Here is an 11,500-nt window from a genome sequence, read left to right as displayed (position 1 = left end):
GCGTTCACCTACGGCATGAACGTGGGCCACAGCGGTGGCGGTGATACCCGCGATGTCACCAGCGTGGGCGGCAATGCCTCCTATGTATCGCCCGTCGCCTCGGTCAACGTCAACGCGAGCCGGAGCAGCGTCTACCGGCAGGTCGGCGCCGGCATCTCCGGCGGGATTGTCGCCTACCCGGGCGGAGTCGTCTTCGCGCCCAGCATGAGCGACACGCTGGCGATCGTCGAGGCGAGGGATGCCATCGGCGCCCGCGTCGCCAATGCCAGCGGCCTGCGCATCGATCCATGGGGCCGTGCGGTGGTCCCCAGCCTGACGCCATTCGCCAGCAACGCCGTCGAGATCGACCCCAAGGGCTTGCCACTGAATGTGGAACTCAAATCGACCGAGCAGCACGTCGCACCAACAGCAGGTGCCGTCGTGAGGCTGCGGTTCGAAACCGAGAACACGGGGCGCACGGCGATCCTCCAGGCCAGGACCAGCGACGGCAAGCCCTTGCCCTTCGGCGCAGAGGTTTTCGATGTCAGCGGGCAAAGCGTTGGCACCGTGGCGCAGGCCAGCCGCATCATCGCGCGCAGATTGCACAAGGACGCTGGCGAGCTGACCGTCAAGTGGGGCGGTAGCCCCTCCGAACAGTGCGCGGTGGCCTACAGCCTGCCCGAGACGGCCCCCGGCAGCACTCCCCCCTATTCCGCAACGGCATTGGTCTGCAAATGACGCACGCAATGATGGTACCTTCGCTTTCCCGAGAGCAGCGCACTGACGGCCGGCGCATCCGGCAATCCGTCATCTGTCTGAAGACCGCCATCCTGCTGTGGCTGGCGGCCTCCTGCTCCCCCGCCTTCGCCGTCATGTCGTGTTCCGCTAGCTTTGGCGCCCTCAACTTCACTTTGCCGACCGGGCCCTATGCGGTTCCGCGGGATGCGCCGACAGGCACCCGGATCACCCCCTTCACGAACCACCAGCCAACCTACCAGAATCTCTGGACCTGCAACAAATGGGATACCGGGCAAGTCGGCCAGTGGTATAACCCACTGCTTTCCTCCTCCGGCCGAAAGTACACGGAAAACGGAACGGAATACGAGGTATTCAATACCGGTCTTCCCGGCGTAGGCTTGATCATCCAGGTCATCTCCTATCTGCCAGGCCGCACGCTCGGGCCATTCGCGATCATGGCCTACTCCTGGTGGAACGCCTACGCCGCCTTCGGGCCTTTTGGCGGCATATCCTTCGGTACGAGTATGGCATTCGCCTTCGTGAAGACCGGGCCCATTACACCGGGCACAGTGTCCCTCGGCCCCGTTGCCCAGACCGCCGTGGCCGAAGACGGCATCGTTGCGACGACACGACTACCGGTAACGGTGACCGGGAGTCCGGTATTCACTGCGGCGGCGTGCACCACGCCGGATATCCCAGTCAATCTGGGCACGCATCGGACCTCCGCATTCAGCGTCCCCAATACGTCTACGCCTTCAGTCAACTTCGATCTTGCGTTGAACAATTGCCCGGCGGGAATGCGCGCCATCCAGTACCAGGTCGACGCCGTCACACCGATCATCAGTGCGATAAATTCGGTGGTCGCGCTGGATGCCACATCCACCGCGACCGGCGTGGGCGTGCAGCTGCTGGACGGCGCCGGCTCCTCCTTCCCGCTTGGGTCTGCCCGGACCTTCAGCGGCTACAGCAGCGGCACCGGCGGCAGTTACACCATCCCCTTCAAGGCCCGCTACTTGCAGACGGGATCTACGGTGGGACCTGGCAGGGCCAACAGCGTGATGAGATTCACCATGACCTATCAGTAGCATCTGCCTACCGTCTTGGCCTCGCTTTGCCTGAGTTGCGGGCGCTCTATCGTTCGGGAAACAGTGGTCAGCACATCGACAGAAAGCGGGCGGACAGGCAGCGCGCCCATTGGAGGTTTAGGGATGACACAGACTCGAATCTCCGCACCGGGCCCTACGGAACTCGACCTCGCTTTTACGTCGTTCTTTGGAATGGATGGCGGCAATCCCGATGCGGCCATCTGGGTGTGCGATGTGGCTCCGTTGTTCAGCTGCATGCCATCGCTGAAAGCACTGCGCCCGGAGAAGCAGCCCGGCTCCTGGAACGCCGCCTTTCGTCGAGCCAATGCTCACTTCTTCCAGCAATGGCAAACGCACTACCGAATTGCGCGCGTCATCGCAGCGGCCCACGCATCGACCCTGGCGCCAGAGCATAGCCCAATCGACGCGACGGAGTATTTCTACCACTATCTCTATGCGCCGCATGGCTGGGAGTTCAAGTTGAATCTCTTTCCATTTCCAGAAAATCCACGTCCCAGCCGGCCATGGAACGAGGCGTTCGAAGAGAATTCCGTCCTGCGCTCCAAATCGGCCTACTTGCACTTGTGCCGCAATGGTGGCCGATTCCGCTTCATCTCCAAGCTGCGCCATCAGCATCAACCGCGCATCATCCTGTGCTTGGGCCAACGGCACAGGTACGATTATCTGCGTGCGTTCGGCTTCGAAGGTATCGATGGAATTGAGGAAATTCTGCAGCCAGCGGATATGCCTCAATCGCTATATGTCTTTGAACATGAACGAACTGCGCTGGTGCTTAGCCCTTCACTCGGCGGCCCCAAAGGGCTGAGTTCCAATGTGCTTCTTGACGCGCTGGGAGCCTACTTGGCGCGGCGGCTGGACGCATCGGATTTCCCTTCCCATCCGGACGCACGGCTGACCGCCTTTTCCCTTTCCGCACCACAGTGAGCCTCCACCGCATTGACCCGGACCCCGAACCAGGCCGAGTCCAAAGCAGGAATGCCGGGCCACTGGATCCATGACTTGGAGTCGGGCTGACCGGCAGACAATTCGGGAAGACCTGAAACTCCTTGAAGCGAAACACTTCATCAGCGTCCTTGTCTCGTTTGGTATCCGGCGAGACGACGCCAGCGGCATGGGCGGCGGGTTAGGTGGCCGATCAGCACGTTGGCGCGCTGGGTTAGCTGGGCGCATTAAGCTGTAAGGGGAGCAGTATGGAAAATGCCGTGTTTACAAGGTCTGAGTTGGACGGCTATTTTGCTTCGTATGTCGGGATGGAAGGGGGGAATCCGGGGGCGTCGGTGTGGTTCTGCGACGGAAGCCCACATCCGTGGTTCGAACATCTGACCGCGCCGCTGAGGCCGCGCATGTCCCCTCCGGCATGGGATGCAGCGTTTCGCACAACGTATCGCGAGAGCCTCGGAAAATGGATGGGCCACCAGCATATTGCCCGCATCATGGCGGCGGCTCGCGCCGAAGTGTTGGGCCTCCCCCTGGGTGCCACTGACTGCCAGCAGTATTACGAACAGCAGCTGTATGGGCCCTGGGGCGCCGAGTTCAAGCTGAGCCTGTTTCCGTTGCCATTGCATCTCGATGGCCTAACGCCGTGGTCCAAGGTGTTCCGCGGACAAAGGGAGTTGGTACCCAAGCAGCGCTACCTGGACCTTTGCCGCCATGGCGGGCGTTTTCGCTTTCTGTCCGAGATCTGCACGCGTTGGCAGCCAAAGCTCGTGGTGTGCTTGGGCCATCGGCATACGGAAGACTTTGTTCGAGCCTTCGCGCTCGGCGATGTGGTCGCCGAAGAACTGCTGTTGCAGCCAGCCGATCAGGCGAAACACCTGCGCATGTTCAAACGGCGTGGAACCGGCTGGATCATCTGCCCCGCTCTGGCAGGCACATCGGGCATGAACTCAGATGCACTGCTGAATGCATTTGGCAGGTTGCTTGCCACTTACCTCAATCCGTCTGACTTTCATATTCCGAAGGACAGAGGCTGACTGATATGGATACTCGCGCAACGAGCGACCTGGCAACCCGCGTCTCGCCTTAAAACAGCAAATCAAGCCACCGCCATGCCAATCGCTGCTCCGACCTTTTCTGTTTGCATTGCTTGTCAAGGCCGGACTCAAATATCGTACGGCTGGCCAGCTTCAAAATTCCGGCACAGGCTCTGCGGCTGCGTCCGCCTCGACGCCATTCTGTAGCAGCCTTACGCCCACAGGGCCAGGGCAGACATGGGAGCGCCATCACGCCAGACCATGTTCGAGCACTTCCGGCGCTATCTGCTGACCGCCGGCGTCACGCTGGCCACGTTCAGCGCCGACCGCATTGACGCCTTCTGGCAGACGCCCAAAGCAGTAAGCGTCTCGCCGCTCCACCTTGCCAGTCAACGACGTTTGGGAGAACACATCGGCTTGCAGCGGTCTCATCGCGGGTGATACTTGGAGATGTCGTCCAGTCGGCCGACTGAGGATATCTCCCGAGATGACAAACACCAAGTCCCTGCAGCTTCAAGCCAACGCCCTCGCTGCCATGCTGGACTGCACACCCGGCGCCCTCTTGGCGCTCGCGCATGCCGGCTACCGCCAATGGACAAAGGCCCGACACCTGAATTTCCAGCCCGCGCTGCCGCCTCGCAGAGGCGGTAAGGTGTTGGAATACTCGATTCTCAGTATATAAATTCCGGCATGAACAGATCTGACCGCCTCTGGCTAACCAATCCCACCTTGGCCTATGCCGACTGGCAAGCCCGCGAGGCCGCGGGCGGGGACCGGCGCCCATTCTCCGCACGGTCCATCGTCCAGCACGAGGCCATGTTCGAACGCTTCCGACGGCACCTGCTGGCGGCCGGAGTCACCCTGCCCACCTTCGGCTCCGACCACATCGATACCTTCTGGCAGGCGCCGGAGGCCGAAGGCTACACCGCTGCCACCCGCAGGCGATACCTGAAGCTGCTCGACCGGCTGTGCCGCCACCTGGTGGCCATCGGCGTGCGACAAGGCAACCCTGCCGAGAAATTGGTATGCGACGGCCAGTGGCCACAAGACGATCCCCTGCCGATCTTCGTCCCGGAAGACGCCGATGCCCGGCTGCAGGCCCATGTGCAGCCGCGCGCCGGCGACGATCTGCCAACGCTGCGAAGCCGCGCCATCGTCGCCTTGTTTCTCGGCACCTGCGTCACGGTTGCAGAGGGCCGAGCTGCCCAGGTGGCCGACCTGCAGCCCGCGGCCGCACCGCCCTATCTGCATGTTCCCGCGCACGGCGCGCGTGATGCCCGCACCGTGCATCTGGACGCGTTCGCCGTGCCCATCCTTTCGGCCTGGCTCGTACGCCGCGCCACCCTGCCGATCGCCAGCGATCTCTTGTTCTCGCTCAAGGCCAGCGGCACGCCGATCACGGAGATGAGCCTGGGCAAGATCGTGCGCGCCGCGCTGGAAACCATCGCTTTCGAGGCGGACGACATGAGCCCCCGAATCCTGCGCAATACCTTCTGCCGGCGCCAGCTGCTCGCTGGCCGCTCGAACGAGGATGTCAGCAAACTGATGGGCTTGGCCGGCTCCTGCAGGATGGCCAACAGGTGCCTCCAGAGAAAACCCTGTCAGGGTTTTCGCAACAGGTCAAAATCGAAGGCTCAACGGAATCGGGACGCAGGACGCGCGCGAGAATTGCTTACTTCGTTCGCGTGGGCGCAGCTTGACTCAAATCGGGTCAGACAAACCTGATCCGCGGGCGCGATCCAGATACTCACGGCTCCGTCCTAGTGATCATTATTTTCGATCAATAGTTAGATAAATGCGAATTTACGCAAGGGTGCCAGGCGCATATACTCGCACTCATCAAGTCCGCCAGGTCATAGCTGGACTCGACCGACGGATCGAAAAAACAAAGGCAATGGGCCCAAGCAAAGTCGAAGGAGCGGAGACACGAATGCGGAAAAAATTAACTCTCACCTATGTAGGGCTGCTATTGACCTTGTCCGGCGCCTACCCGCTTGGCGCCGCGGTTGCAGCTGATGCCTATCCGACCAAGTCAATCCGCTTTGTGGTGCCTTATCCGCCAGGCGGGCCGACCGATCTAATGGCAAGGCTGCTGCAGGCCAGCATGCAGGCCCGCCTTAGCGTACCGGTAGTCGTGGAAAATCGCGCCGGTGCGGGTGGCAATATCGGGACTGACGCCGTCGCCAAAGCAGCGCCTGACGGCTATACGATCCTGCTCGCGGCCAGCGGGCCGATGGCCGTGAATCCGACGCTCTACAAGAGCCTGCCGTTTAACCCGCAGAAGGATCTTGCACCGGTGATCCAGTTATCCGCGTTCCCGCTGGTGCTGGAAGTCCATTCCAGCAGCCCGATAAAGGACGCGAAATCATTCATTGCCGCAGTCAAGAGCAAGTCCGGCGCCTATAGCTTCGCCTCGGCCGGGAATGGCACGCCTCAGCACCTGGTCGGCGAATTGTTCAACACCGCTGCATCCGCGAAGATGCAGCATATTGCTTACAAGGGGGCTGGCCCCGCCCTGAATGACGTGCTGGGCGCGCAGGTGCCGGTGATGTTCGATATTCTGGCCAGCTCGCTGCCCTATCTCAAAGCGGGCAAACTGCGCCCGCTCGCCGTTACCACCAAGGCTCGCGTACCGGCGCTACCGGATGTTCCGACCCTGGCGGAATCTGGTCTGTCAGGTTTCGAGTTCGTGGCTTGGCACGGAATTGCCGTACCTGCAACCACGCCGCGTGACATTGTTCTCAAACTCAACAGCACCATCAATGCAATCTTTGCCGATCCTGAATTCCGCAATCGTTGGGAGGCTATCGGAACTCCGGCGGTAGGTGGCACGCCTGAGGCCTTCGGCACGCTTATTCGCGGCGAGACGATCCGGCTCGGGAAAATCGTGCGGGACACGGGTGCGACGGTGGATTGAGTGATGGGCTTTTCGAGGCCGCAACCCAAATCTCACGATGAGAGGAGGAAATGATCAACTGTGATCATAAGTACGCACATCCCAGGTGCGCATGCCGGCACGCGCTTCCATGAAATAGCAAAGCGCCATACGCTATGGTAGCCGCTGCATCCATTGGAATACCACTCTCCTTGCGTCCGTGCAGGGCATCTGGGCTCCGCGTACTATGAAGGGTCGAGTGCGTCAATGTCTTAAAAACGTATATGCTGCTCAATTAACGCATAATTTTCTGTTCCGCTGCTGGTGCGGTATTCACAAAGTTAAGTGGCTGTTTGAAAATCTCCGGCAGATGTGGCTTGACGTGCCGATGTGGGAAAAAGAACAACGCCAGCTCAATAACGCGATGACAAAGTCAATTCGGATGACTTCAATACGCGTTGATACTCTTGAATAAGGTCGACCACATGCCGTCCGAAATCGCTACCGGTTTTGGCAAGTGGCAGCAGTCCTTTTTCCGCCCGTAGCTGGATGAACGCCGGATTCTCTAACAGCTTGTTTATCGTCGCCACCCACCGAAGGTAGTCGACATCACCGACGTGCGGCCCCATGTACACCCCTCGAATGTTCGGCCACACGATGTCGATGCCCTCTTCTCTGGCCGTGAGCACGTCCTTAGACTGGTTCGGCAGACGCGATGACGATAATACCGAGAGAATACGCAGCTCCGCGCCGTTGCGAATCAGCCCGAGAGCCTCGGAGTAGTCACCGGAAACCACGTCGACGTATCCCTTCAAAAGCGCCTCGCTGGCTTCGCCACCGCCCTCGAAGCCCACGAAACGAAAGGCGTTGCGGCCAACTTTGGCCGCCTTGGCGATCAGCGCGACCTTCATCCAGTCCTGGCTGCCCACCGTTCCGCTTCCGCCCAGCACCACCTTCTCCGCGTTTCTTCTCAAGGCGAGGAGCAGGTCCGTCAGGTTGCGAAAGGAGGAATCGCGCCGAACGATCAACACGCCGTGGTCGACACCAATGCCAGCCAGCCAGCGGACGTCCTGTGCGCCGTACTTGCCGAATCTCCCTTGCGAGATGCCGAACAGGGAGCCTCCCGAAAAAGCCACCAGGGTATCGGGTTCCGCATTACGCTGGGTGATGATGGCGTTGAAGGTGACCGCCCCAATGCCACCCGGCATGTAGCTGACGGTCATCGGTGCCGCCTGCGGTTCGCTCCAGCGCAGCCCGGTTTTGATCAGTTCACAGGTAAGGTCAAATCCTGCTCTCGGCTTGGCTGGCGCAATGCACTCGCTGCCCTGCGCTAAGGCCGTCGACAAGGCGAGGCCACCGGCACAGATCCAGCGGCGCAGCGAGGGGAGGTCATGTGGTTTCATTGGGGGGCTCCTTGATGAAGCGCTCTGGCACTTTCTTACAAGCGGGCAAAACCAGTTGTATCGTCAGACCAGGCGTCTCGGAGTCATCGACGATTTGCAAACTGCCATGGTGTTGCTCCATGATGGTCTTGACAATCGCCAACCCCAGGCCGGCGCCCCCGGCCGCCACAGACTTTCCCCGGCGAAACCGCTCGCCGATATGCGGTCGCTCGGCAGCAGGAATGCCCGGCCCACTGTCGGAGATGCTGACACGTGCATCACCGTTCTGCCGATCCACCATCAGGCCGATGTGCCCACCTTCCGGTGCATATTTGATCGCGTTGTCCACCAGATTCATCACAGCCTCGCGCAGCAGCACTTCCGCGCCCTCGACGAAAACACCTGGCACCGGCGCCAGGAAGGAGAAAACCTGCCGCTTACGCCGAGCCTGCGGCAGCAGGGTGCGCGCCACATCGTCGACTAGGCTGGTCAGACACAGCGGTTCGGTGGACTCAGCCCAGGCGTCAACGTTGTTCGCGCGTGCCAAGGCCAACAACTGGTTGACCAATCGGGTCGAGCGTTCGATGCCGTTGCGCATCGCGTGAAGCGCGTCCTGCACGCGTGACAAATCTGGCTCGCGCAACGCATACTCGACCTGCGTGCGGAGGACGGCCAGTGGCGTGCGCAACTGGTGCGAGGCATCCTCCAGAAACTGCGAATGGAACCTCGCGAGCTGCACCCATTGGATCAGATGATGGTTGATGGCTTCCACTAGGGGACGTATTTCCCGGGGAACCCAGGTCGGGTCCATGGGGGCAAGGTCGTCCTGTGCCCGCGCCAGCACCTCTGCCCGCACGCGCAACAGCGGCCGCAAAGCCAGGACCACCGCGACCGTCATCAAAGCCGCGATCACTAGCACCAGCAACACATCCAGCATGGCATCCTGGCGCATCAAACCGGCGACGAAGGTCGAACGTGTCTCCGTCGACTCGGCGACCTGGATTACCACGTTCTGCGCCTCCGTTCCATACAACGGCTTGTCCAGACGCCGCATGTACGCACCGATGCGCACCGGTTCGCCAAAATACTCCGAGTCATAAAAGTGAGGCACTCCCGGCCGCAACACGTCCTTGGGTTCGGGCAGGTCCGCATTGCCCAGGGTCACCAGGCCATCTTGCGTGCTGATGCGGTAGAAGACCTTGCCGTTGGCCGTCAGTTGGAAAAACTCCAGCATCTGGTAAGGCAGCTCCACGCCCAGGCCGCCGCTGTCGGTCGAGATCCTCGCGTCGATGCCCTTGATGGCACCCGCCAGGGAGCGGTCATAGGCCGCGTTGGCGGCGCTGCGCAGTTCCCGGTAGCTGAGCCAAAGCTCGCCGCACATCAGCAACACCAGTGTCGGCAGCAGAAAAGTCAGCAGGGTCCATCTAATGGATTTCACGGTTGTCGGTGCTTACTTCGAGGCAATAGCCGAATCCCCGCATCGTCACGATGGTGACCCCGCCACCCGCCAATTTCTTTCGCAGGCGGTAGATGAGCACTTCGATGGCCTCAGTCCCAACATCATCGCCGACGGAAAAAACGCGGTCGAGCAAATGGGTCTTCGAAACGGCTTCGCCGCAGCGAACGATTAGCGCGCTCAGTAGCGCATATTCTCTGGGCGTCAAAGGAAAGGGCGTGTTGGCGAGCAGGAAGGTCTTGCTGTTCGCATCAAAGACCAGGGGACCACAGACCAGGCGCGAATGGTCGCGCCCCCGGCTGCGCCGGACCAAGGCGACCAAGCGGGCCTCCAGCTCGGCGAGCGCAAAGGGCTTGGCCAGGAAATCGTCCGCACCGCCATGCAAGGTGGCAACCCGTTCCTCCAAAGAGTCGCGCGCGGTCAGGATCAGCACCGGCACGCGGTTGTCGACCGCGCGCATGGACGCCAACACCGCGTTCCCGCTTTTCCCAGGCAGTCCCAGATCTAGGACCACCGCGTCAAACTCCTCACAGGCCAGCATGACCTCCGCCATCTTGCCGTCGTTCGTCCATTCCACCGAAAAATCGCTCTGCGCAAGGGCCTTGCTGAGCCACGTAGCCAACTCCGCCTCGTCTTCCACCAAGAGTATTCGCATGTCTTCCACGTATCCAGATCGGGCACCTGGCCGCACAGGCCCCGGGGAATCAAGGTCTGCGCGCGAAGGTCAGCACCGTGAATGTACCGGGAACGAAGGTGTTGGCATAGAAAGGGGAAACACTGGTAAGCACCGGTTTTGCATAGTCGGCACTGCCCTGCGCCGAGAACGAAAAGAGCTTCTTGCTGCGCGAATCCATGGCGATGGTCCGCACGCTGGCGCGCGTGCCAACCGCCTCCACCGGCTTGTAAGTGTCGGCATTCACTTGTTCGAAAACATTGAGCACTGCGTGCACGCTGTTCGAGAGAAAGATGCGCTTCAGGTCGCGGTCGTAGATGAGGCCATCGTTGCCGCCGCCGATCTCGCTGGTGTAAAGGATGCTGCCGGTGGAGGCGTTCATTACGGCGAACGCCGGCTTGACGTCGCCGCGGCCGCGGCACCCAAGAAACAAGCGGTCGCCGGCGGCGTCCATCGCCAGACCATTGGTCTGAGCGCATCCCGGGGTCGACCAGGTGGCAGTCAGCTTCATCTGCCGCAAATCGATGCGAAACACCTTGTCCACGTCGCGCGCGGCAACGAAGAGATTGCCTCGACCATCAGAGTCGGCGTGTTCGGGCTTGCCGGACGGTACGGTAATCTTCCCGATCACGGCCAACGACGGCAGTTGCAGAACCATCAATTCCGCATTCTCCCCTTTCTCTGCGTCCATGTTGACGACCAGGCGCTGCGTCGCGGGATCGTAGTGGCTGGTGTCCAGGCCAGCCCCGAGCTTGATGACCGGGCCGGCCACGTCCAGCGTCGACAATTTGAACGGGGTGAGTGTGCCGTCCTGGTTATTGGACACTCCCAAATCGAACTCGGGAACCAGGGTCGCACCGTTGGAGCCCCCGGCCTGGGTCTGCGCCACCACCTTCAGCAACGTCTGAGTGCGCAGATCAAACACCTTCAAACCCTCACTGCGATGGCCGATGAACAGCCGGTCCCTTGGCTCGTCCAAGGACAGATAGTCCCAGCTCGCGCCTTCTCCGGGAATCGGCACCGCGCTCTCGATGTACCAGCCGTCGAAGGCGTTGGCACCGGCCGCAAGTCCGGCCCACAACAAGGTGGCAAGAATGAGTTGCTGGGTTCCCTTCATGAGTGTCTCCGCCTGTTGTTTGGAAACGGCCATCGTAGTCAGCTCTAGCTGTCGAAAAGCTGTCAAAGACTCGGCCCGCCATCCGCCAGCGAACGCTGGCATCGGCCCAATGCCGACACGGCAGCACGCTGACAGGTTTTTTACAGCTACGGCCTTCTAAGCTCCTTCCCGGGTCGCGTGGAATCAGGACGTTCCACCTGC

12 protein-coding genes are annotated in these 11,500 nt (G+C 61.1%); 8 read left to right on the top strand and 4 right to left on the bottom strand.

The features are described from left to right. The 8 genes from AC3FOF_RS40930 to AC3FOF_RS40895 form a co-directional block, all read left to right on the top strand. On the top strand, positions 1-717 hold a 717-nt coding region (locus AC3FOF_RS40930), incomplete at its 5' end, for a fimbria/pilus outer membrane usher protein (protein ID WP_488729892.1). Positions 718-725: 8 nt separating this feature from the next. After that, positions 726-1,802: a fimbrial protein gene (locus tag AC3FOF_RS40925; protein WP_488729891.1), complete on the top strand. Its 1,077-nt coding sequence runs from the start codon at positions 726-728 to the stop codon at positions 1,800-1,802. Between the two features lie 123 nt (positions 1,803-1,925). Then, on the top strand, positions 1,926-2,747 hold the full coding sequence (locus AC3FOF_RS40920; protein WP_488729890.1) for a transcriptional regulator: 822 nt from the start codon (positions 1,926-1,928) through the stop codon (positions 2,745-2,747). A gap of 266 nt (positions 2,748-3,013) precedes the next feature. Beyond that, a complete protein-coding gene (locus AC3FOF_RS40915; protein ID WP_488729889.1) occupies positions 3,014-3,796 on the top strand; it encodes a transcriptional regulator in 783 nt (260 codons plus the stop codon). Between the two features lie 261 nt (positions 3,797-4,057). After that, positions 4,058-4,237, top strand: coding sequence for a hypothetical protein (locus AC3FOF_RS40910; RefSeq protein WP_488729888.1), 180 nt, complete (start codon positions 4,058-4,060; stop codon positions 4,235-4,237). 46 nt (positions 4,238-4,283) lie between these two features. Further along, positions 4,284-4,478 (top strand): hypothetical protein, encoded by a 195-nt coding sequence (locus AC3FOF_RS40905; protein WP_488729887.1) that lies wholly within the window; start codon positions 4,284-4,286, stop codon positions 4,476-4,478. A gap of 8 nt (positions 4,479-4,486) precedes the next feature. Next, the gene (locus tag AC3FOF_RS40900) at positions 4,487-5,521 is read left to right on the top strand and encodes a tyrosine-type recombinase/integrase (protein WP_488729886.1); all 1,035 of its coding nucleotides are present in this window, start codon (positions 4,487-4,489) and stop codon (positions 5,519-5,521) included. Between the two features lie 205 nt (positions 5,522-5,726). Continuing rightward, the gene (locus AC3FOF_RS40895) at positions 5,727-6,713 is read left to right on the top strand and encodes a Bug family tripartite tricarboxylate transporter substrate binding protein (protein ID WP_488729885.1); all 987 of its coding nucleotides are present in this window, start codon (positions 5,727-5,729) and stop codon (positions 6,711-6,713) included. Between the two features lie 371 nt (positions 6,714-7,084). Here AC3FOF_RS40895 and AC3FOF_RS40890 read toward each other — a convergent pair whose 3' ends face one another. The 4 genes from AC3FOF_RS40890 to AC3FOF_RS40875 are packed head-to-tail and all read right to left on the bottom strand — an operon-like array spanning position 7,085 to position 11,299. Continuing rightward, on the bottom strand, positions 7,085-8,074 hold the full coding sequence (locus tag AC3FOF_RS40890; RefSeq protein WP_488729884.1) for a Bug family tripartite tricarboxylate transporter substrate binding protein: 990 nt from the start codon (positions 8,072-8,074) through the stop codon (positions 7,085-7,087). Beyond that, positions 8,061-9,491: a sensor histidine kinase gene (locus AC3FOF_RS40885; protein WP_488729883.1), complete on the bottom strand. Its 1,431-nt coding sequence runs from the start codon at positions 9,489-9,491 to the stop codon at positions 8,061-8,063. The genes AC3FOF_RS40890 and AC3FOF_RS40885 overlap by 14 nt, the downstream gene beginning before the upstream one ends. Further along, positions 9,478-10,164: a response regulator gene (locus tag AC3FOF_RS40880; protein WP_488729882.1), complete on the bottom strand. Its 687-nt coding sequence runs from the start codon at positions 10,162-10,164 to the stop codon at positions 9,478-9,480. The genes AC3FOF_RS40885 and AC3FOF_RS40880 overlap by 14 nt, the downstream gene beginning before the upstream one ends. Positions 10,165-10,213: 49 nt before the next feature. After that, complete coding sequence (locus AC3FOF_RS40875) at positions 10,214-11,299, bottom strand: YncE family protein (protein ID WP_488729881.1); 1,086 nt, start codon at positions 11,297-11,299, stop codon at positions 10,214-10,216. Positions 11,300-11,500 lie beyond the last annotated feature (201 nt).

Source organism: Cupriavidus sp. 96C5-1 (assembly GCF_057798855.1).
The sequence above is the reverse complement of the archived record's forward strand: the minus strand, read 5'-3'. Positions and strand labels throughout refer to the sequence as shown.